Annotated in this window: 24 protein-coding genes; 22 read left to right on the top strand and 2 right to left on the bottom strand. The window is 42.3% G+C overall.

Features of this window, described 5'->3' with window-relative positions; translation table 11 throughout:
• Nucleotides 1–32 precede the first annotated feature (32 nt).
• The 10 genes from ACYUCY_RS08235 (at nt 33) to ACYUCY_RS08190 (ending at nt 8,226) form a co-directional block, all read left to right on the top strand.
• Nucleotides 33–1,139, top strand: coding sequence for an S-(hydroxymethyl)glutathione dehydrogenase/class III alcohol dehydrogenase (locus ACYUCY_RS08235; RefSeq protein WP_460225988.1), 1,107 nt, complete (start codon nt 33–35; stop codon nt 1,137–1,139).
• A gap of 165 nt (nt 1,140–1,304) precedes the next feature.
• Nucleotides 1,305–2,042, top strand: coding sequence for a hypothetical protein (locus ACYUCY_RS08230; protein ID WP_460225987.1), 738 nt, complete (start codon nt 1,305–1,307; stop codon nt 2,040–2,042).
• Nucleotides 2,043–2,134: 92 nt separating this feature from the next.
• Complete coding sequence (locus ACYUCY_RS08225) at nt 2,135–2,710, top strand: hypothetical protein (protein ID WP_460225986.1); 576 nt, start codon at nt 2,135–2,137, stop codon at nt 2,708–2,710.
• 114 nt (nt 2,711–2,824) lie between these two features.
• The gene (locus ACYUCY_RS08220) at nt 2,825–3,907 is read left to right on the top strand and encodes a hypothetical protein (protein ID WP_460225985.1); all 1,083 of its coding nucleotides are present in this window, start codon (nt 2,825–2,827) and stop codon (nt 3,905–3,907) included.
• A gap of 347 nt (nt 3,908–4,254) precedes the next feature.
• Nucleotides 4,255–4,911, top strand: coding sequence for a DUF2625 family protein (locus ACYUCY_RS08215; RefSeq protein ID WP_460225984.1), 657 nt, complete (start codon nt 4,255–4,257; stop codon nt 4,909–4,911).
• A 125-nt stretch (nt 4,912–5,036) separates the two neighbouring features.
• Entirely contained in the window at nt 5,037–5,327 is a 291-nt protein-coding gene (locus tag ACYUCY_RS08210; RefSeq protein ID WP_460225983.1) for a hypothetical protein, read from the top strand.
• Nucleotides 5,328–5,431: 104 nt separating this feature from the next.
• The gene (locus ACYUCY_RS08205; RefSeq protein ID WP_460225982.1) at nt 5,432–6,076 is read left to right on the top strand and encodes a DUF6928 family protein; all 645 of its coding nucleotides are present in this window, start codon (nt 5,432–5,434) and stop codon (nt 6,074–6,076) included.
• A complete protein-coding gene (locus ACYUCY_RS08200; protein WP_460225981.1) occupies nt 6,061–6,705 on the top strand; it encodes a hypothetical protein in 645 nt (214 codons plus the stop codon). Before ACYUCY_RS08205 ends, ACYUCY_RS08200 begins: the two co-directional genes overlap by 16 nt.
• A 92-nt stretch (nt 6,706–6,797) precedes the next feature.
• Nucleotides 6,798–7,052 carry a YdeI/OmpD-associated family protein gene (locus tag ACYUCY_RS08195; protein ID WP_460225980.1) on the top strand — a complete coding sequence of 85 codons (255 nt, stop codon included), beginning with the start codon at nt 6,798–6,800 and terminating at the stop codon, nt 7,050–7,052.
• A gap of 193 nt (nt 7,053–7,245) precedes the next feature.
• The gene (locus ACYUCY_RS08190) at nt 7,246–8,226 is read left to right on the top strand and encodes a formylglycine-generating enzyme family protein (RefSeq protein WP_460225979.1); all 981 of its coding nucleotides are present in this window, start codon (nt 7,246–7,248) and stop codon (nt 8,224–8,226) included.
• A gap of 175 nt (nt 8,227–8,401) precedes the next feature.
• Here ACYUCY_RS08190 and ACYUCY_RS08185 read toward each other — a convergent pair whose 3' ends face one another.
• Complete coding sequence (locus ACYUCY_RS08185) at nt 8,402–9,061, bottom strand: class I SAM-dependent methyltransferase (protein ID WP_460225978.1); 660 nt, start codon at nt 9,059–9,061, stop codon at nt 8,402–8,404.
• 186 nt (nt 9,062–9,247) lie between these two features.
• On the opposite strand from ACYUCY_RS08185, the gene ACYUCY_RS08180 reads away from it, so the two are divergent.
• The 8 genes from ACYUCY_RS08180 to ACYUCY_RS08145 all read left to right on the top strand — a co-directional run bounded on the left by ACYUCY_RS08180 (nt 9,248) and on the right by ACYUCY_RS08145 (nt 15,109).
• Nucleotides 9,248–9,652, top strand: coding sequence for a DUF1761 domain-containing protein (locus ACYUCY_RS08180; protein ID WP_460225977.1), 405 nt, complete (start codon nt 9,248–9,250; stop codon nt 9,650–9,652).
• A gap of 66 nt (nt 9,653–9,718) precedes the next feature.
• Nucleotides 9,719–10,063: a GFA family protein gene (locus ACYUCY_RS08175; protein ID WP_460225976.1), complete on the top strand. Its 345-nt coding sequence runs from the start codon at nt 9,719–9,721 to the stop codon at nt 10,061–10,063.
• A gap of 141 nt (nt 10,064–10,204) precedes the next feature.
• Nucleotides 10,205–10,651: a DUF3291 domain-containing protein gene (locus ACYUCY_RS08170; protein ID WP_460225975.1), complete on the top strand. Its 447-nt coding sequence runs from the start codon at nt 10,205–10,207 to the stop codon at nt 10,649–10,651.
• A gap of 336 nt (nt 10,652–10,987) precedes the next feature.
• Nucleotides 10,988–11,794, top strand: a complete 807-nt coding sequence (locus tag ACYUCY_RS08165) for an N-acyl homoserine lactonase family protein (protein WP_460225974.1) — start codon at nt 10,988–10,990, stop codon at nt 11,792–11,794.
• Nucleotides 11,795–11,884: 90 nt separating this feature from the next.
• Entirely contained in the window at nt 11,885–12,301 is a 417-nt protein-coding gene (locus tag ACYUCY_RS08160) for a hypothetical protein (protein WP_460225973.1), read from the top strand.
• A 146-nt stretch (nt 12,302–12,447) separates the two neighbouring features.
• Complete coding sequence (locus tag ACYUCY_RS08155) at nt 12,448–13,797, top strand: acyltransferase family protein (protein WP_460225972.1); 1,350 nt, start codon at nt 12,448–12,450, stop codon at nt 13,795–13,797.
• Between the two features lie 4 nt (nt 13,798–13,801).
• Nucleotides 13,802–14,341: a DUF7010 family protein gene (locus ACYUCY_RS08150; RefSeq protein ID WP_460225971.1), complete on the top strand. Its 540-nt coding sequence runs from the start codon at nt 13,802–13,804 to the stop codon at nt 14,339–14,341.
• Nucleotides 14,342–14,461: 120 nt separating this feature from the next.
• Nucleotides 14,462–15,109 (top strand): hypothetical protein, encoded by a 648-nt coding sequence (locus tag ACYUCY_RS08145; protein ID WP_460225970.1) that lies wholly within the window; start codon nt 14,462–14,464, stop codon nt 15,107–15,109.
• Nucleotides 15,110–15,193: 84 nt separating this feature from the next.
• On the opposite strand, the gene ACYUCY_RS08140 is transcribed toward ACYUCY_RS08145, so the two are convergent.
• The gene (locus ACYUCY_RS08140; RefSeq protein ID WP_460225969.1) at nt 15,194–16,072 is read right to left on the bottom strand and encodes an alpha/beta fold hydrolase; all 879 of its coding nucleotides are present in this window, start codon (nt 16,070–16,072) and stop codon (nt 15,194–15,196) included.
• A gap of 333 nt (nt 16,073–16,405) precedes the next feature.
• Between ACYUCY_RS08140 and ACYUCY_RS08135 the strand changes: the two genes are divergently transcribed.
• The 4 genes from ACYUCY_RS08135 (at nt 16,406) to pqqB (ending at nt 20,008) form a co-directional block, all read left to right on the top strand.
• Nucleotides 16,406–17,113: a TetR/AcrR family transcriptional regulator gene (locus ACYUCY_RS08135; RefSeq protein ID WP_460225968.1), complete on the top strand. Its 708-nt coding sequence runs from the start codon at nt 16,406–16,408 to the stop codon at nt 17,111–17,113.
• Between the two features lie 107 nt (nt 17,114–17,220).
• The gene (locus tag ACYUCY_RS08130; protein ID WP_460225967.1) at nt 17,221–18,558 is read left to right on the top strand and encodes an MFS transporter; all 1,338 of its coding nucleotides are present in this window, start codon (nt 17,221–17,223) and stop codon (nt 18,556–18,558) included.
• Between the two features lie 246 nt (nt 18,559–18,804).
• Complete coding sequence (gene pqqA / locus ACYUCY_RS08125) at nt 18,805–18,876, top strand: pyrroloquinoline quinone precursor peptide PqqA (protein WP_460226229.1); 72 nt, start codon at nt 18,805–18,807, stop codon at nt 18,874–18,876.
• A 217-nt stretch (nt 18,877–19,093) separates the two neighbouring features.
• Complete coding sequence (pqqB, locus tag ACYUCY_RS08120) at nt 19,094–20,008, top strand: pyrroloquinoline quinone biosynthesis protein PqqB (RefSeq protein ID WP_460225966.1); 915 nt, start codon at nt 19,094–19,096, stop codon at nt 20,006–20,008.
• Nucleotides 20,009–20,012 lie beyond the last annotated feature (4 nt).

Genomic DNA, 20,012 nt, shown 5'->3' with positions numbered 1-20,012 from the left:
GAACCTTTTAGAAATAGTTATTGGAGATGCTTATGAAAACGCGTGCGGCCGTTGCCTTTGCTGCAGGAAAACCTTTAGACGTCATCGAAGTCGATTTAGATGGCCCGAAAGCGGGCGAGGTGTTGATTGAATTAAAAGCCACCGGTGTTTGTCACACCGATGCTTTTACTTTGTCTGGGGACGATCCCGAAGGCGCTTTCCCTGCAATCCTCGGTCATGAAGGTGCCGGTATTGTTGTTGAAGTAGGCCCGGGTGTGAAGTCGGTCGCCGTGGGTGATACCGTAATTCCTTTATATACACCTGAATGTCGCGAATGCGAATATTGTCTACACCCAAAAACAAATTTATGCCAAGCAATACGCGGTACACAAGGGCAGGGCTTAATGCCTGATGGCAGCAGTCGTTTTTCCCTCGACGGTAAACCACTTTTGCATTACATGGGTTGTTCAACTTTTTCTAACTACACTGTGCTTCCTGAAATCGCGGTTGCGAAAATTCGTAGCGATGCGCCACTAGATAAGGTGTGTTATATCGGTTGTGGTGTAACCACCGGTGTCGGTGCCGTTGCGTTCGACGCAAAAGTGGAACCTGGTTCAACGGTTGTTGTATTTGGGCTTGGAGGAATAGGTCTTAATGTTATTCAAGGTGCTCGACTCGTTGGCGCCAGTCAAATTATTGGTATCGATATTAATCCAAGCAAAGTCGAACTCGCGAAAAAATTTGGCATGACCGACTTTATTAACCCTAAAGACGTTCACGATGTAGTAGAAGCCATCGTCGACATGACCAATGGCGGCGCAGATTATAGTTTTGAATGTATCGGCAATGTAAACACTATGCGCCAAGCATTAGAGTGTTGTCATAAAGGCTGGGGCGAATCTATTATTGTCGGCGTCGCCGGTGCTGGAAAAGAAATTTCTACCCGACCATTTCAACTCGTCACCGGCCGAGTATGGCGAGGCACCGCCTTCGGTGGCGCAAGAGGTCGAACCGACGTACCAAAAATTGTTGATTGGTTTATGGATGGCCAAATAAAAATTGATGAACTTATAACACACACAATGCCATTGGACGATATTAATAAAGCATTTGATTTAATGCACAAAGGCGAAAGTATTCGTTCGGTGGTTTTGTATTGATTTCGTTTGGATGGATGTGTCTGTACGGAGCCATTATAAAGAAATAGGTAGCGTGGTCAGATGTGGATACCTACGCCGTAATTTGATTGGATAGTGTCTATATCTGACCACGCTATTTATTAAATTGTTAGAAAGTACAAGCGTGTTCGTACCAAGGAATGAAAAATGAACGATGTCATTGACGCAATAAATACAAGGTTAAAATCTCCATATTTTGGATATGCCGTTTTGTCCTTTTTTGCGCTCAACTGGCGAGGAATTTTTTTACTGTCTGCAACGGAAGGGGATCCGACGAGTAGACTAGAAGCCTTTGATTCAGCCACTAGTTATTGGTCTCTCGTTGTATTTCCTCTAATTGCGGGAGCAATAGTTGCGGCGTCAACACACTGGCTTAAATACCTTTTCTTGCTTGTTGCCGAAAAACCTTTGGAGCTAATCGAAAACTCCAATCTCGAAGCGGAACATAAAAAAGCTATTCGCCAATCAGAGCTGGAGCAAGTACGCGTTGATATAACTGCAGCGAGAGAAAGAGAGCTTATTGATAGAGCGAAGCGTGACGAATCAATATCTCAAATCACAGATGAAAAGAAAAAGAAGGAGCTCGAAGCTGAAATCAGCAAAATTCGAACAGAACACGATATTAATCTTTCAGAATTCGCAAAAAATCTCTTAAAAGCGGCTGCCTCAGACAAAAATGGCACTATCATGAAGCCCAAGACCATAGGCGAGCAAAGTATTCAAGCCGGAGGTAAAGTTTTCGGAAAGGGGTCAAAGAGGGAGTACGCGGCATATGACTCGGCACTTAAAGAGTTAATGGCAAACGGATACGTAATAGGTGTTGGCTACAAAGATGAAATATTTGAGTTAACCCATGAAGGGTGGTTACTCGCCGATGCTTTCTAACAAGTCAATGGTGCATCGCGCCTACGGTGCTGAACAGCCTACACTGCGTTTCGGCTGCCGCACATTGAGGCGTTATAAGTTTCGGATAAGCCATGCCACGAGCTGATCTTTCCAATGATTTAATACACTGGATTAAAGGCGATTCAGACGAAGAATCATTTCATATTCTCCGTCAGATCGTCTTTGGTCATAGACTCCTTGGTGGTTCTGGCCATATTAAAGATGGTTACCGCTGTGTATGTTTTACCGAAGCTCCAGAAAATACCTTTCACAATGTTATTGGAAGGTATAGACCGTTCGGAATTCGCGTTTCAAAGAAGTGGTTGTATGCGCTAGGCGGTCGTCCAGTAATTTATCAGTCAGATTCTGAATATGCATCTCTAGCAGAGTCGCATCGCTGGCGGCATGTCAGATATGAACCAGATTCCGACCCGCCAATTGACTTCACGTGGGAGCGAGAGTGGCGAATAAGAGCGGATGAAGTTCATTTGCAGCCCGGTGAGGCGAGAATCATCGTACCTCATGATTCTTGGGGCGAGGCAATTGAAATGGAACATTACCAAGATGAACTATCTAGAATCCACTACGAGTCAGTAGCTTACGGTGATGCTTGGCTATTTAACCACCCAGATGATTTTTATTATGCAATCAGCACTATCAACTTATAATAAGGCCAAGCACCGCGACGTATTTTTCGTTGGAGCCTCCCCCCAAAAAATACGCGCGTGTTGGCGGCGTTAAGCCCCCAACCTCAATCAACAAAATAGACAAGGAGTTATCAAATGGCCAAAAAAGGCGAAAACACACCTAAAAGAATTACATGGCCATTCCCGCGTGTAACACTAGAAAATGCACTTCGTGTACCTACAGCACTTAAAGAAAAAAATGCTGGTAATCCTTGGCCTCCAGCAGAGGTTGGAAAAGCATTAAGTATGGGTATGAGCACAAGATTCTATTACCTTACGGCTGGCGCACGAGATTACAATCTTACAGAAGGAACAAGAGACGCCGCAAAAATATCATTAACTGCCCTTGGTAAAAAAGTTTTATATCCAAGATCACCAGAAGAGGAAATGGTTGCGAAGCGAGAAGCTTTTTTGAGCGTAGATATATTTAGAAAAGTATTGGAGTATTACAAGGGGAGCGATCTTCCAGAGTCACAATACTTATCAAACACCCTTGAAACAGAGTTTGGTATTGATCCATCTATTCATGATGACTTTATAGATATATACCAAAAAAACTGTCGCTTTCTACAAATTGGACACCAGTTTGATATTAGTCAGCAACAAGTTATTCCCGCCAATACCGGCAACAATGGATCGACAATTTCATCACCAGTTGTTACTGACTCCTCAATTGGAGATGGGCCTATTTGCTTTGTCATAATGCCATTTGTAGAACGTGAGGAAACTAGGCCTACTGGTTTTTTTGAAGAAGTTCTCGCCAGTCTAATTACACCAGCGGCAGAAAGTGTTGGCTTTGTTGTAAGAACAGCTAATAGACAAGGCAGTGATGTAATTCAATCGACAATAGTTAATGAATTACTTGAAGCTGATTTAGTTGTAGCAGACCTCACGGAACACAATCCGAATGTATTATTCGAACTTGGAATGAGGATGCGAGAAGACAAACCAGTAGCTTTAATCAAAGCTACTGGCACTGGCCGAATATTTGATGTGGATAATATGCTTAGGGTCGTTGAGTATGATTCATGCTTATGGCGTTCAACTTTACAATCCGATTTACCAAAACTTGCAGAGCATATACAGGCCACTTGGGATAATCGTGATAATGATATTTCGTATATGAAATTACTCCGCCAAGCACCGCTTGCTACTGGTGATATCAATCGTAATTTTTAATGAAAGGCTTAACAAGCAAAGGCAGCACCGCCCTGCGGGCTGAACGCGCTAACGCGCGCCGCTGCTTAACAATCAAAGGGTCAGAGTAACTGATTTTTACGAAAAATATTTTTAACCGCGAATCAGTTATTCTGACCCTTTGATTTTTCTGATTTTTCGGCGTTGAAGATGTAGAAAAACTAAAAATCGTTTTTTACAGAAAATGAAATCGTGCCGAGAGTCGTGTGAAATTAAAAATTCAACTCTCTTTTCTCTGAAACGGAACGTAGAAGCATGGTTTTTGACAGTAATTTTATATTTGGAATTTGAGGATTAGTTCTTCTACATCCTCGTCACGTGTATATGACATGAAGACACTGGAAGAGCTAATCAATAAAGAAGACCCATTCATTAATGTAATGAAGGAATGGGTTTCTGAAGCTAAGAATCATGTAGAAATACTTTCTCCTTCTGAAAACCATGATCAAATACTATTGAATGTTCAAGTAACAACACACTCAATACTTGGCTCACTGATTTACCATACTGGTGGCGTACTGATTGACCATGGATGGGTAAGAATACTTGGATCTGGAAACACCGACTTTGCAAGAGATATCCATAACTGGAATCAACCTATTAAACAGGGTATCTATCTTGTAGCTGATGACGCTGCAGGGGGTTTTTATGCAATAAATGGAGGCGCTTTTTCGGGGGACATGAATTCTATTTACTATTGGGCGCCGGATTCATTCGAGTGGGAGCCACTTGATTTACTGTTTTCTGATTTTTTTGGTTGGTTACTCTCAGGAGATTTGGATAATTTTTATGAGGGGATTAGATGGGACAGCTGGCAAAGCGATATAAAAAATATCACAACTGATCAGTGCTATACGTTTTATCCACCCCTATGGTCTGATCAAGGCAGCAGCAACGTAAGCCATAGAGGTGTTGTACCAGTTAAGGAAGCATTAGATATAAAATATGATTTATTGTCACAAATGCAAATCAAAGGGTCAAAGTAACTGATTTTTACGAAAAATATTTTTAATCGCGAATCAGTTACTCTGACCCTTTGATTCGGCGGGACGCTCCTAACGTCGCGCCCCAAACCTTGGCGTTAGCTGTATTTAGGGATTGGAAAGTAAGAATGGATAAACGAGAATTTATGTATCGAGTAAGTATCATCAGCTTTTTTATGATGGCGGTGTTGCTTGTCGGCTTAAATATATTCGGCATAGAAAAACCAAGTGTATTACTACAAGTTACTGGTAGTTTATTCTCGCTCTCTTTCATTCTTCCCGCCGCGTATATATGGTTAGATGGTTTCAATAGATTTAAAGCAACTATCGGGTTTTATAGCGGTAAGTGGGTAGCATATGTTGTTTTCAATGTTATTGCTGGTTTATATCTGCATCATGCGTACAAAAAACACAGCTAACAAGGCGGTGTTGTCTGCCGCTAAACGCGGCGGGACGCTCCTGGCGTCGCGCCCCAAACCTTGGCGTTAAGTCTACAAATAAAGCCATAGCCTAGGAGAGTAAAATGGGAGCAAAAACATGGATGCTTGCTATTGTTGAGAATGATGCGAAAGAAAGCCTAAAGCAAAACCCTGAATTAAATAGGGGTGCATCAATAGCTCTCGCAAATAAATTATTCCCATCAGAGAAATTGGAAATAATATCTGACGGAGATCTATCTTATACCTGCCCGCCAGATAACGAGATATATATAGGAGTGTTTCCAGGAATTAGTATCGTAGCTGCTAAAGAGTTTGGTATTGATTATCCTTCAAAACTCCCACAACATTTTATTGATTTAGCTGGACCATGTTCAATATATCTACATGCTATGCACAGCGTAGTCGATTGGTTTGCGTATGCAGTGTGGACAGAGGGTAAGTTGGTTAGATCGCTTAGTGTTTCGCCCGATAATGGAATACAGGAAGATATAGGCGAACGCCTATCGTTCGAAATGCCTTATTGGGAAGGAAAATATCCTGCTATAGACCCCGATGAGGATGACGCAGATTACCCGTTGCAATTCCATCCATTAGAATTTGGAGAAGCAGCTCTTCTAGAATTTTTTGGTTATCAGCTAGAAGGGCCTATAGATGCTTCCCAAGTTGAACCAGAATCAATACCCCTGGTAGGTCTAAAAAGAGTGAAATCGAAATGGAAATTTTGGTAAAAGGACTTAACAAAGCCACCAACGTCGCATTAGTTGCAAAAAGCGCAACTAATGCTGGACATCGTTCCACGATGTTTCGCTCGCCCGTTGTGGCGGCGTTACTCTTCTTTGGAGGAAATATGAAAAACGTCTTGATCCTTATAGCTCTTGTGTTATCTGTGTCCATTTTTGAAGCTAAAGCCGATGTTGTGAAATCTCCAATAGAAGTATTTGAAAGTATTAAAAGCTTAACTGGGGAATGGCAAAGTCTGTCGGAGAAAAGCAAAACCAAAATTACATTTGAAGTGATTGCTAATGGTTCAGCGATATCTGAAAGATGGTCAATGGGATCAGATCGTACATCGTTGACAATATATTCTATGGATGGTGACACCTTGATAGCTACGCATTACTGTCCGCAAGGTAACGCTCCAACTCTAGCTTACAATTCTGTCGGTGAAAATGGCTATCGTTTCATTTTCAAAAGCGAAACAAATATGCAGAATACAGAAGGGTATCATGAGCATGAGTTTAGTCTATTGATTTTATCGAATAACAGTATAAAGCGGGGAGAAATCTACGTGCAAAACGGTAAGTCATATGATCCAAAAGAAAATTCACCAGGGTATGAAGAGTTTAAAAAAGAGTGAAAGAGTAACAAGTACAATCAATAGGGCTCAAAAATGCTGCGCTTTTTTCGCCGTTAATCCAAGCGCTATACGAATAAGTCGAGGTTAGATCAATGTCTACAGACTTCTCAAAACTGCAGCGAGACCGGCATCCGATTCCTTCTTTTGTAAAAGTGGCATTAGAAGATCATGCGCTATTGCAAGATTACCTTGCGCGGCCAGCTTATCAACAGAACGATTACATTGGCTGGATTAATCAAGCAAAACAGCATTCAACCAAACAAAAGCGGCTAAACCAGATGTTGAATGAACTTAAACAAGGTGGCGTTTACATGAAGATGCCACATCCAGCTTCAGTTAAAAATTAATACCTAAACACGCGCATCAAAAAATCGCATATCAAGGCCAGGCAGAGAGCAATTTTTGGGATGCGAGATCAAAACGATGGCAATAATAAGTGGTAATAAGTGGGGTCAGATAAGAATAAAATTTCGAGGTGTTTTGCCCACAACCCAAATCGGAAATTTCGAATTTTGATATAAAAAAGAAAAAGGGAAGCTCATGCAAAACAAAAATAGTTCAATTCTTCTTACTTTCTATATAACAGCCTGTTTCACATTTAACCTCTCGGCACAGGAGGTTGAGAAGCCATACAGAACCTGCGACAACTGTCCGGAAATGGTCGTTGTGCCAGCTGGTAGTTTTCTCATGGGTAGCCCTGCTTCCGAAGAGGGACGGAGTGAGAGTGAAGGTCCGCAACACCAGGTGCACCTGAGGCCCTTTGCAATGGGTAAATATGAAGTCACGCGCGGCCAGTTCGGGTCCTTCGTTGCGGAAACAGGCTACCGCACTCAGGCTGAACAGGACCCGGGCACGGGTTGCACCACTTTAGCCGTGCGGGAAGGTGGTGTCTCTTCATGGGGTGGAACCGCTAACCAGAACTGGCGTAACGCGGAGCTTTACGGCCTTGAACAGGGCAGCGATGCTCACCCGGTAATGTGTGTGAGTTGGCAGGACGTACAGTCCTATATCAAGTGGCTCAACGACACACGGCTGAGTGCAGGTGAGCCACCATTTCGTTTGCCAACAGAAGCGGAATGGGAATACGCAGCAAGGGCCGGTAGCAATACGACGTACAGCTTTGGAGGAGATGTTGACTCTCTGTGCCAGTATGGAAATGGCGGTGACCTGACTCCTTTACCTAACGGACTTACATGGAGTGAAAAAATCGACTGCGAAGATGGTTATGTGTATACAGCTCCGGTTGGCAGCTTCCAGGCGAATGACTTCGGTTTATATGACATGCACGGGAATCTCAGGGAATGGACACAAGACTGCGCGCACGAAAATTACGAGGGCGCACCTGTTAACGGAGAGGCGTGGGAAGAAACAAATGATGGAGTATGTACCCGTCGCGTCGCGCGCGGAGGCTGCTGGTGGTACCACAGACAGGACATACGCATCGCTTTCCGATTTTTGTTCATGGACGTATTTTTACCACGCAACACTCTAGGTTTTCGACTTGCACAGGACCTCCCGTAATACGCGAAATAAGTGGGGTCAGATCAAAATAAGTGGGGTCAGATAAGAATTAAATTTCGAGCTGTATAACACGTAAGGTCGTTTACTTTGTTTTCAGAATAAAATTAACTAATTAGAAAATAATCGTGACGATTGTATTCCTACTTGAAGGCAGAGATAAGGAGAATCAGAAAATTTATTTTTTTCTGGAAAATTTTAAGATATGTCCTTTGAATGCGTCGATAAGGTAGTCAGTGTGCATGGGTTTAAATTGAGTGCTTGAATACCCGTACTTTTCCATTTGTGAGCGGAGTTTGTTTTTTCTCCCTCGGCCGGGATCGACGATAATAACTTCACAATTTGGTTTCGCGTGATTGTTAATAAAGTTGGCCAGTTGTTGGGCATGTTCATCTTCATAAAGAAGATCGCTGCCAATGATTAAATCAAAACGCTTAAGGTTGTCTGTGCTGTCGATCCAATTAACGCACTCAAATGCGATTAGTTTATCGTTATTGAGTTTGGTATTTCGCTGCAAAAAAAACTCGGCTTCTGGATGGTAATCTGTGGCTGTTATATCAGCTTGTTGTTTGTTGAGTAGCAAACTAGATAATCCCATGCCGCAGCCCACCTCTAGTATTCTTTTTCCTTCCGTTTGGTAACGGGAAATGTAGTGGGCCAACACCATGCTAGAAGGCCAAATAGTTCCGAAAATAGGCCATAACGCGGAGCTTATGCCTAGCTTTTGAGCGATTCCTTCCCGGTCACTAAATTGTTGTTTGTCACGGAGTGTACAGAGATGGATGTCGATGTTGCCAAACTCAATGGTTTGATAGCGAACTCTCAGCGGTAAAGTCATTTATCTATATCCTAATAATCGTGCGTGATTAAGTTAGCTATCTTGATAAATGACAACGCTTAAAATAGCTCAGAGTATAGAGATCTGACGCAAGCGCAAGTAATATAGCGAAAATTCGGGTATGTAAGTCGCGTAATCTCAAATTTCAAAACTGTTTTATTTACTATCAACTTAATAGGGGGAGTTATGGATTTTTCACAATTGAACATTATTGCTATTCTAGTCGCGGCAATATCTAGCTTTGTCCTGGGTGGTTTGTGGTATTCAAAAGTTTTATTTGGCAACGCGTGGATGAAGGAAACAGGTATCACCGAAGAAAAAGCCCAGAACGCAAATATGCTAAGAACTTTTTCCTTAGCGTTTGTCGCCAGCTTGGTCATTGCATTTAATTTGGCTATGTTCCTCGGGGCCGAAAGCACACTCGGTACCGGAGCTTTTTATGGGTTTCTCGCAGGTTTTGGTTGGGTAGCAATGGCTTTTGGCATTAATGATCTTTTCGAGCAACGATCGCTGAAGTTATTTTTGATTAACGCGGGTTACCATACAGTTGGCTTTACCATTATGGGGGCTATTGTAGGTGTTTGGCACTGAGAGAACATTTTTTGCGTCACTTTGATGGCAATACACTCGACAAAAATCAGCCTTAGGTGAGGTAAAATGATTTCCTATCAAGGCCGATGTCATTGTTGTGCGGTACAGTTTTCTTTCGATGTGCCTGAATCCATTACAGAAGGAACTCGCTGTAACTGCTCTTATTGTTCGAAAATTAATATTGTTCATTCGCAAAGAATAGATCCCAATCATTTCCGTATCGACGAGGGTCTGGAAAAAATAAATTGCTATTTGTTTGCTGATAAAGTAGTCGAGCATAAGTTTTGTAGCGTTTGTGGTGTTTACGTTTTTTACACAGGTAGCCAATGCAAAGTTAATCTGGCTTGTGTTGATAATATCGATATTTCTAGTCTCAAAATTAGACATTATGACGGAAAAAATTTGTTATAGGTTTTGAATCTACCAGTCTCCTTGCTTTAACGGAGATTAATATTTATAAATAATTTATGTAGGGAGATTTGGGCGTATTTTCTGCGCCCGGAAACGACAAAATAATTGTTCGTTCATAAGCTTATCTAGGAGTATTTTTTCGTGAGCCAATATCAGTTAGCCCAAATAAATATCGCGCAAGCGAAAGCGGAGATGGATACGAAGGAGATGTCTGGGTTTGTTTCACGTCTAGAAGAAATTAACGCCTTGGCGGATAAGTCCCCAGGCTTTGTTTGGCGGCTTAAATCTGACGCTGGTGATTCGACGGCTATTCGTGTATTTGATAATCCTCTGCTCCTTGTCAATATGAGTGTTTGGGAAGATATTACTTCACTTAAAAACTATGTATATCGAAGCGCTCACGTAGAACTTATTCAACACCGGGATGCTTGGTTTGATAAAATCGCGGAGTCTCATCAGGTCTTGTGGTGGATTCCTCGCGGACATATTCCGACGCCGGAAGAGGGCAAAGAAAAACTTTCTCATCTAAATCATAATGGACCAAGCCAAATAGCCTTTACCTTTGCTAAACCTTTTGACGCAACGTGACAGAGGTTGCACCTAGAGGATTCGAAAATGAAAAAATGATAGCAAGTGATTTTGTCTATCGAGAAACACTTGCATCAGAGAATTAAAAACATATTTATATCGAACGTTGTTCGTTTTATCATTATTTTTTGGCGGCACAAAGTACCAGAGCATACTTCATTTTTCACCCTGGATAATGCGAAGGTGGAAGAATTACGCAGACCTCACTATCGTACACGTTTGTGCGGTCTACTACGCTGCGACGGGTGAAGATATTTGTTGATTTGGATTTTCAAGCAACGACAAAGCTTGCTCGAAATTAATAAACACTAATCTTTAAAAAACTAGGAGTGAATTATGATCCGTATTATAACAATGGTAGCGGTTGCCATATTTGTTTCAGGTGCTTTCGCACAAACCGACGCCGAAGTGTCCCTGACTCGACTAGATTGCGGCACCGCGTCGCAACCTTCAGATGTCACTCGGTTTTCCGATACCCACGCTTATCACGACAAAAAAGTTCAACTTACCTATAGCTGTTATTTGATTCAACACGGCGATGAATACATGATTTGGGATGCGGGGCAGCCTGACAACGGTGATGCAAGAGCGCCGAAGACAAACCTTGTCGGTTTGTTAGCAGAGCTGAAAATTAAACCAGAGCAGGTTAAGTATCTTGGTATTAGTCATTATCACGGCGATCACGTTGGCCAGGCACCTTTGTTGCCGCAATCTACTTTGTTAATAGGGAAGGGTGATTGGGATGTGCTAACTGGTGCTTCGCCAAATCGTATGGCAAACCCTGCACCGTTCGCGCACTGGATATCTGGTGGTGGGAAAGTCGAAGCGGTTCCTGTGGACAAAGATGTTTTTGGAGATGGCACTGTGATCATGCTCAATACGCCTGGACATACACCCGGCCACCATAGTTTATTAGTGAAATTAAAAACGATGGGTAACGTTCTGATCTCTGGTGATCTAGCGCATTTTCACGAGAATTATTCTAGCAATGGGGTGCCAACATTTAATACCGATAGGGCGGACACCTTGGCTTCATTTGACCGGTTTAAGAATATTGCAAAAAATTTAAATGCTACCGTTATCATTCAACATGATGCGCGAGATATACAGAAACTTCCTCAGTTCCCGATCGCCGCTAAGTAGTTCTTGAGCAATATTAGATTTTGATATGCCTGGTTAAACGAGAATAAAGGCGTAAATTAAAAGGACATTAGCAAGCAACAAAATAGTAAAGTGAGCGTTTTTATTCTCGGTATTTTTATGTTCTTGGGTTTCATAGGCTTGGGATATTTTCTCGCTGACGCGGCGATAACGTTTAAACAGTTTGACAGAAGTGCCATGGTAAAGGGGTTGTCGGAGCGAGAATACAGTGCGGATATAGTTATTTGGCCCATTCAATTTACCACCGCCAGTAGTGACCTAGAGTCACTTTATAACCCCATCGATGGCAGTACAGCGAAGATAAAAACGTTTTTAAATGAGATGGGTATTGATCCTGCCGAGATTAATGTTAATTCGCCGGCAATAGACGCTGAGCACGATCTCTTGGCCGCAATTGTACCTTGGGTAGAAGAAGGTATCGCGGTCGCGCCTCGCAAGGACCGTAGTGTTGCGACCTCGGTTGTTTTGCTGTCCTCTTTTCTAAGATGAACGGCTGTGTTATTGCAGTTCCTTGCTTTATATATTAATGTTCAGGGACGGCGTAGGCCGGTGAATTTATAATTATAATAAATCCAGTATTCAAAAAATTAACATTTCTTTCATTCCCTAACGAGTAATATAGGCTCGCATTGGCTATGCCAATTTCGGGCGTCATTAAGTCAGTAAACATAAGGAATGATGGACACAGGGGATATTCTGGGGGAAAAGCTATTATGGAAAAGGCAATAACCGAAAAAACAGAATTAACGTCCGACCTTATGAATCAGCGTATTCACTATCTCGATCAGGTACGCGCCTTGGCGATGCTGACGGGAGTCTTTTTTCACGCTGCTGTAACTTATAGTACCGGTGCCCAAAACATCTGGTTCTTGACCGACGTTAAGAGCTCCGATTCCTTAAGTATTTTTTTCATATTTTCACATTTATTTAGAATGGCACTGTTCTTTTTTGTGGCAGGATTTTTTGCTAATTTCCTGATTCAAAAGCGGGGCGTTAAAGCTTTCTTGAAAAACCGTGCTATCCGCATCTTGCTGCCGTTCTTGGTTTTTTATCCGTTGGTAATGATTTCTTTTCTTCTGGTGTTTAATTTTATGGCGAATTATTTGCCTGAAGAAAGTTTGTCACCAGTGGCGAAGTTTATGTTGCAAGTGATGAACAATCCTGAAGCTGAATCCACCCCTCCATCGACCGCGCATTTATGGTTTTTGTACAACTTAATGTATTTTTGCTTATTAGCAGCCTTATTGACTAAGCTAAATCTAAGCTTTCTCACTAGATTTATGACAAACATTTTTAGCTCTGGTTGGCACTTGTTCTACCTTCCATTATTTTTATTGCCTGGCTTGTATTCAGTGAGTGTACCTGTACCGTCGCCGGAGTATTTCACTCCGCAGCTCTGGTCATATGGATATTACGGATTGTTTTTCTTCTTTGGTTGGCATTTTTTACATCACCAAGGGTATCTGGATATGATGAAAAAACATATTTGGAAAATGAGCCTGTTTTGTGTTGTTGCATTTCCGATTTTTTTGACACTCGTTTCCTTACCGGATTTGTCCCAGGGCTTTTCACCTGAGCTGATGTCGCCGACAGTCGGCTGGGCCTTTAGTTTTGATCGCCTACTACTGGTTACTTTGGAGGTTTATTTAAGTTTTTATCTCGCGATAATCTTTTTGTATTTTGGTAAGAAGTTGCTGAATAAAGAAAGTCGGTTGATGCGTTACATTTCCGACGCATCTTACTGGATCTATCTGGTTCACGTACCCATGTTGCTGTATGTGCAAGTTTACTTGGTGGAGTTAAATATCCCGGTGTTGATAAAATTTTTAATTAGCACGGCAGTGGTGTTTCTTGTCTCAATTATTATTTACGATCTATTAATTCGCTATAGTTTTATAGGTACTATGTTGAATGGTAAGAAAACTCGAAAACATGATGGTTTGAAGTTTGTAAGCCAGCCGAACTCAAGTGTAGAAATGAAATAAATCTATGAGCCTGACATTAGAGGATTACAGAAAGGATTTTGAGCGAGCCACCAATCGTTCAATTTCGATGCCGCTTGCGGGCGCGATTGTTTGGTTAGTCGTTGCAATTATTTCTACGCAAGTAAATGAACGACTTGGTTTAGTGATTTTACTTTTTGCCTCAGGCGCTATATTTCCAATTGCGCTGCTTATCGCACGTTTGCGCAGTGAATCGGTTTTGTCGAGAGAAAACCCCTTGGCGAGACTGATGGGCATGAGTGTACTGATGGTGAACTTGTTGTGGGCAGTTCATATTCCTCTATTTATTTATGTCCCGGCTTTTCTACCCTTGAGTTTGGGCATAGGCCTCGGTTTACATTGGGTTATATATTCTTGGCTTATTCAGCATCCCCTGGGTTTGATTCACGCGATTTTACGTACTGTTTTGGTACTCGCCCTGTGGTTTTTGTTTCCCGAAGATCGATTGTTTGCCATAGGTTTAGGAATAGCTGCAGTTTATTGTCTGTCTATTTATCAGGCCTTGTCTCGCAAAGTGGTACATTAGGCAACGTTTTCTCGATCAGCATGAATCTCGACTGTAATTCGTTTCAATCGGGGAACGAAAAACACTGATGGTGGTCAAGCAAACTGGCTTTAACAATAAATAAAACTAAGAAGGAGAGATATGAAAAAAATAACAATAATTTCAGCTGCTTTGGCATTAATCGTTGGCGGTGCAGTTGTCGTCGCACAGGATAGTAAGTTCAGCTTTTTTATCGTCAGTGTTGGTTCGGGCGATGGCGCTAACCTAGGCGGTTTAGAGGGAGCTGATCAACACTGCCAATCATTGGCATCCGCAGTAGGTGCTGGGGATAAAACCTGGCGAGCTTATCTAAGTACTCAAACTGACGATGGCAAAGCAGCAATCAACGCCAGAGATCGAATTGGTAGTGGACCTTGGTATAACGCTAAAGGTGTAATGGTTGCGAAGGACATCAATGATCTACACAGTGAAAGCACGAAACTAGGTAAGGAAAATTCTTTGACAGAGAAAGGGACAATGGTCAATGGCCGTGGTGATTCTCCTAATCAACACGATATTCTTACGGGTTCCAATCTTGATGGTACAGCGTTCGATGATGGCAAAAATCATACTTGTTCAAACTGGACCAGCAATGGAGAGGGTACCGCGCAAGCCGGACACCATGATCGAACGGGTGGCGGAGCGAATCCAACTTCTTGGAATTCAGCTCACGGTACACGAGGTTGCAGTCAAGAAGCCTTAGTAGGTACTGGTGGCAATGGTTACTACTATTGTTTTGCTACCAATTGATTTGTAGCAATAAAAAAACGGCTATTTATTTAGCCGTTTTTTTTGATACCACTATAAGCCAGATAACTAATTTTCTTAATTGTGCTAAGGATTGTTGGAAGTAATAAAGCGAACCAAAGCATCTCCAAATAAGGGATCGCGACAGGCTTCTATGTGGTTCCGGCCCGGAATCACAACGTAAGTAAAATCAATCAGTTCTCGCCACATGCGATGAGTTTTGCTAATTGGTCTATCGTTCCCACCGTTTAAGGCGAGTACCGGAAATTTAATCGTCGTTAAATCAACTTCGGGATTCGCTTCAGGCGCGCCTTTGGGTGCTCCGCGCGGAGTGCCGCTGCGGTTCAGTGTTAAATCCACGCGAGGTCGGTCATTTTCAGCGTCAGTTACTCGCGCGGGTACTGGATCTTTTGGTGCGATGTCCCGCCACTCTTCAGTTTCTTTAATACCAATCCCCATAACTGAAGCAGTAATAAATCTTTCTGGCGCGATTTTTAATAAGCCCGATGTCGTCGCACCACCCATCGAATAGCCGCCAATGTGTGCTTTTTCAATTTTTAGGTAATCCATAAAGTCGATGATGTCTTGAATCATTGTACCGTCACTGTCTTCGGGACTTGGGCCAGTCTCACCGTGGCCGCGCATATCGATAGCGATAACACGATTGGTTTTTGCTAATTTCTGTCCAATGCCAGTACTAAACCAATTGTTGGTGGCGGAAGATGTTAGGCCGTGAATCAAGATCATCGGTGTGCCGCTGCCTTGTTCAACATAATGAAATTTAGTGCCGTCAGGTCCCGTCCAGAAGTGGTCCGTCCAGGTTTTTTCAACTTGGGTACGGGGTGGAAGGGGAGCAATATCTTGAGCCATCGTTGAACCGACAACGGCAGTAAGTAGTGCAATACATATCGCCGATAAAAATAAATATTTTTTTGAGCTTATTTCTGTTCTTTGAGTTGGTTTCATTTTTTTCTCTTTTATTAACACTTTTACAGGCACTTGGCATTGATTTGATTTATCGCCTATTGCTGTAATTAAAAGGTGTTTAGCCAGCGAGGGGGAACTTAGTATTATGGGAAAAAGTTCTGTTTGGTTAAAAACAATCCGGTCGGATTGTATTCTGTTTGTTTGGTTTTGCCAATCAAAAAGAATGGCGCGAGAGTGGAGATTGGTCATACTTTTGGTTACTTTATTTTCCTAGAAAATAGTATCAGCGATATTTTGGCTGGCATTTTTTAACGCGGGGACGATATACTCCTAGGGTTCTGTCGTATTTATTTATAGGGTATACCACTTCGCATGGCTGACTCCGATAACAAAACTGTGTTGGCGAACAGTAAAAATAAACTGCCTGACAAACCACCAAACCAAAGAAAATCCCGTACCAATGCAGAACGCACTGCAGAAGCGAAAGAAAAAATTATCAATGCGGCTATCGATAATATTTATGCCTTTGGCTATGAAGGTACGTCAATAAAATTAGTTGCGGAAAGAGCAGGGTTTAGTAAGGGTGCGGCGCAACATCACTTCCCGAGTAAAACTGAATTGATGCTTGCTGTAGCGGAGTACTGTCTCAAGCTACATACTAAAATCCGTTCCGATATTTACGATCAGTTTGAGCCAGGCCGGGAAAGTATTAGTCATACAGCGGAAGCCAGTTGGAAAATAATTAATCATCCATCCTATACCGCGCTAATAGAAATCATGATGGCGACACGAAACAATTCGGAGTTAAAGAAAGGTTTTCGGCCGATGGTTGACTATATGGCGGAGTTACGAGAGTTCGGCAAGCAAGCTTTTTTGCGAGATTTTGAGATCGAAGATAATAAAATGGTTGATATTCTTATTCGCACTCATGTCACTGCGATGCGCGGTATAGCGGTTGGTTTAATGTTTAACCCAGACACGAAAATATTTCGAGAAGAAATGGACATGATGCAAGAATATGAACGTTTGATGACGGATTTTCTTGTCGAGAAATATGGAAAGAAAAAGAACAGAAAATAAAATAATAACGCAGCAAAATCTGGTCAATCCTAAATTTAATTCTACGCGATACGATAAAATTGAATCAAAATAGCCTGTCCTCTAACACCCGTTCTTGGGTTTTTGTCATGGTTTTGCTAAACGCCTTGGCAACGCCGATGATGTTATCAGCGTCGAACGCAGCGCTTCCGGTGATTGGCGACAGTTTGCAGCTAAGTGCCGTTGTTTTAAGTTGGATTCCGATGGCCTTCTTAATGACCAGCGCGATGTGTGTATTAGTTGCAGGTCGACTCGCTGATCTTTTTGGTCGCAAGAAGATTTTTCTGATTGGAACCTTCTGTATTATTGCAAGCTCGCTATTGGCGGCGTTTAGTGTCGATGCCGTAAGTTTAATTACCGCCCGATCTTTGCAAGGTGTCAGTGCAGCATTAAATTATTCCACTCAAGTCGCCTTAATTAGTTCCGTAATGCCTGCAGCGATTCGAGGTAGAGCAATCGCTTGGGCGATTACTTGTGTTTATATCGGTTTAGCGAGCGGACCAGTTTTAGGTGGGCTGGCCTTAGATTGGATAAATTGGCGTGCAGTTTTTTTAATTCAAATTCCCTTGAGTTTAGCCGCCCTGATTATTGGAGTTTGTAAAGTCAAAGAAGACTGGTTTGGTAATCGAGAGGGAGGCGTTGATATTGAAGGAGCATTTTATTACGCGCTGGGCATCGCAACTATCTGTGTTGCGGTTTCCCAACTGCCAGATTTACGGGCCTTGTTTATTTTTGTCGCCGGTTTAGTCATTCTTGCTTTATTTATAAAACGATCACTCCGCAAATCTCATCCTCTGTGGGATCTAAAATTATTTTTTTCTAATCGAATATTCAGTTTCAGTTGCTTGGCTGCATTTATTATTTATAGCGCGACCTATGCGAACGTCGTACTAGTGAGCTTATATTTACAATATTTACAGAATTTTTCGGCGAGTGCGGCAGGAGCGGTAATGATGGTTCAGCCCTTAGTGATGGCTTTATTTTCGCCTTTTGCTGCACGCTTAGCTGAGAAATTTGAGCCGCGCATCGTGGCTTCGTTTGGTATGGGCTTAACGGGGCTGAGCTTATTGCTACTCAGTACAATTGATCAGGGTAGTAGTTTGTGGGCTATTATTTTGCCGTTGATGTTAACAGGGTTTGGGTTTAGTTTGTTTTCCTCACCAAACGTCAACGCGATTATGGGTGCTGTGTCGCCCAAATTCTTTGGCAGCGCATCGGCAACAGTTGCGATGATGCGCATCCTGGGCCAGCTTAGTTCGATGATTTTGGTGGCTTTGTGTATTGCTTTTGTCCTCGGTCCTGTTCAAATTAGCAGCACTCACTTTGAGGCCCTAAATCGAGCTATTCAGCTGTGTTTTTTGCTGGCCGCTGGGCTGTGTGTTCCAGGGCTTATTAGCTCCATGGTTCGAGGTCGAGTACACAGTTAAGTCATTGTTTTATATCCACTTATATTAAAAATGATGCCAGCAACATGCACCCATATAGTGCACCCTTGGAGGCTTGAATGTAACGAAATGTTGCGGAGTCTTGTAGGGGCTAGATATCGCCGCCAGGGCGTGGTACTTTCGCTGCACTACTTTCGGACTATCAAGGTAGTTATCTAAGCAGCAGTAAATAGGCAGTGATAGCAAGCAAAAATCAAACAATAGCTAGTGTGATGAGGAGATATAAATATGTGGACTAAACCTTCTTACGAAAAAATCCGCCTTGGTTTTGAAATTACTATGTATTTCAAGAACGACTAATTAAAGGCACGACTATCTCGAAGTTTTACACTTTAGTAAGATTCTCGAATTAGACTTAAAACGCCAGGTTACTGGCGTTTTTTGGTTCTAGCACAATTAGATTTGCATCGAATAATAAAAGTTTTAACACCTATCTTTCAGAAAATCACAGTCATATAAAACAACAATCGTATAAGACAGAAGTTTTTTAAAAAACGCACATAAAAAAAGAGCAGCTATGTATATCCATATTCTTGGTTCAGCAGCAGGCGGCGGATTTCCTCAGTGGAATTGTAATTGCCCCAATTGCTATGGCCTACGCAGTAATACAATGAAGACTTCAGCACGAACCCAATCATCGATTGCGGTAAGCAGTGATGGAGAAAACTGGGTTCTATTTAATACTTCTCCCGATTTGTTAGCGCAACTTGCCGCGTTTCCCGCGATCCAGCCTGGCAGACAAGTACGAGACACGGCGATCAAAGCCATCGTATATATCGATAGTCAGGTTGATCACACCACCGGTTTGTTAATGCTGAGAGAGGGTTGTCCTCATGAAGTTTATTGCAGCGATATGGTCTATGAAGATTTAACGACGGGCTTCCCCTTATTTAATATGCTCAAGCATTGGAATGGTGGGGTGAATCGCCATGCTATTCCTCTCGATGGTTCGAGTTTTACTATTGAAAATATTAATGATTTAGAATTTACCGCGATTGCGGTTGACGGCAAAGCGCCGCCGTATTCTCCTCATCGTCATGACGCTCATCCTGGCGATAATATTGGCGTAAAAGTGACGGATAAACGTAGCGGCAAAAATTTATTTTACGCGCCGGGCCTCGGTCATATATCGGATGCGACTCGGGCATTAATGGAAGATGCCGATTGTTTATTAGTAGATGGAACATTTTGGCGTGAAGACGAAATGGAGGTCGTGGGTTTGGGAACCAAAAAAGCCGCAGACATGGGGCATCTTCCACAATCAGGTCCTGGCGGTATGATGGAGGTGTTACGTCCTTTGCAAAAACCTCGTAAAGTACTTATCCATATCAATAACACCAATCCAATATTGAACGAAGAGTCCGACGAAAGAGCGCAACTAGTTCAAGAGGGGATTGAAGTTTCCTATGATGGAATGGAAATAGAAATATAAATTT

The sequence above is a fragment of the Aurantivibrio infirmus genome (assembly GCF_054767315.1).
This window is presented reverse-complemented; position numbering and strand designations above follow the sequence as displayed.

Excerpts from the sequence above, each read along its gene's own strand:
- ACYUCY_RS08235 (WP_460225988.1), top strand. The coding sequence starts at position 33 with ATGAAAACGCGTGCGGCCGTTGCCTTTGCTGCAGGAAAACCTTTAGAC.
- ACYUCY_RS08230 (WP_460225987.1), top strand. The coding sequence starts at position 1,305 with ATGAACGATGTCATTGACGCAATAAATACAAGGTTAAAATCTCCATAT.
- ACYUCY_RS08225 (WP_460225986.1), top strand. The coding sequence starts at position 2,135 with ATGCCACGAGCTGATCTTTCCAATGATTTAATACACTGGATTAAAGGC.
- ACYUCY_RS08220 (WP_460225985.1), top strand. The coding sequence starts at position 2,825 with ATGGCCAAAAAAGGCGAAAACACACCTAAAAGAATTACATGGCCATTC.
- ACYUCY_RS08215 (WP_460225984.1), top strand. The coding sequence starts at position 4,255 with ATGAAGACACTGGAAGAGCTAATCAATAAAGAAGACCCATTCATTAAT.
- ACYUCY_RS08210 (WP_460225983.1), top strand. The coding sequence starts at position 5,037 with ATGGATAAACGAGAATTTATGTATCGAGTAAGTATCATCAGCTTTTTT.
- ACYUCY_RS08205 (WP_460225982.1), top strand. The coding sequence starts at position 5,432 with ATGGGAGCAAAAACATGGATGCTTGCTATTGTTGAGAATGATGCGAAA.
- ACYUCY_RS08200 (WP_460225981.1), top strand. The coding sequence starts at position 6,061 with ATGGAAATTTTGGTAAAAGGACTTAACAAAGCCACCAACGTCGCATTA.
- ACYUCY_RS08195 (WP_460225980.1), top strand. The coding sequence starts at position 6,798 with ATGTCTACAGACTTCTCAAAACTGCAGCGAGACCGGCATCCGATTCCT.
- ACYUCY_RS08190 (WP_460225979.1), top strand. The coding sequence starts at position 7,246 with ATGCAAAACAAAAATAGTTCAATTCTTCTTACTTTCTATATAACAGCC.
- ACYUCY_RS08185 (WP_460225978.1), bottom strand. The coding sequence starts at position 9,061 with ATGACTTTACCGCTGAGAGTTCGCTATCAAACCATTGAGTTTGGCAAC.
- ACYUCY_RS08180 (WP_460225977.1), top strand. The coding sequence starts at position 9,248 with ATGGATTTTTCACAATTGAACATTATTGCTATTCTAGTCGCGGCAATA.
- ACYUCY_RS08175 (WP_460225976.1), top strand. The coding sequence starts at position 9,719 with ATGATTTCCTATCAAGGCCGATGTCATTGTTGTGCGGTACAGTTTTCT.
- ACYUCY_RS08165 (WP_460225974.1), top strand. The coding sequence starts at position 10,988 with ATGATCCGTATTATAACAATGGTAGCGGTTGCCATATTTGTTTCAGGT.
- ACYUCY_RS08155 (WP_460225972.1), top strand. The coding sequence starts at position 12,448 with ATGCCAATTTCGGGCGTCATTAAGTCAGTAAACATAAGGAATGATGGA.
- ACYUCY_RS08150 (WP_460225971.1), top strand. The coding sequence starts at position 13,802 with ATGAGCCTGACATTAGAGGATTACAGAAAGGATTTTGAGCGAGCCACC.
- ACYUCY_RS08145 (WP_460225970.1), top strand. The coding sequence starts at position 14,462 with ATGAAAAAAATAACAATAATTTCAGCTGCTTTGGCATTAATCGTTGGC.
- ACYUCY_RS08140 (WP_460225969.1), bottom strand. The coding sequence starts at position 16,072 with ATGAAACCAACTCAAAGAACAGAAATAAGCTCAAAAAAATATTTATTT.
- ACYUCY_RS08135 (WP_460225968.1), top strand. The coding sequence starts at position 16,406 with ATGGCTGACTCCGATAACAAAACTGTGTTGGCGAACAGTAAAAATAAA.
- ACYUCY_RS08130 (WP_460225967.1), top strand. The coding sequence starts at position 17,221 with ATGGTTTTGCTAAACGCCTTGGCAACGCCGATGATGTTATCAGCGTCG.
- pqqB (WP_460225966.1), top strand. The coding sequence starts at position 19,094 with ATGTATATCCATATTCTTGGTTCAGCAGCAGGCGGCGGATTTCCTCAG.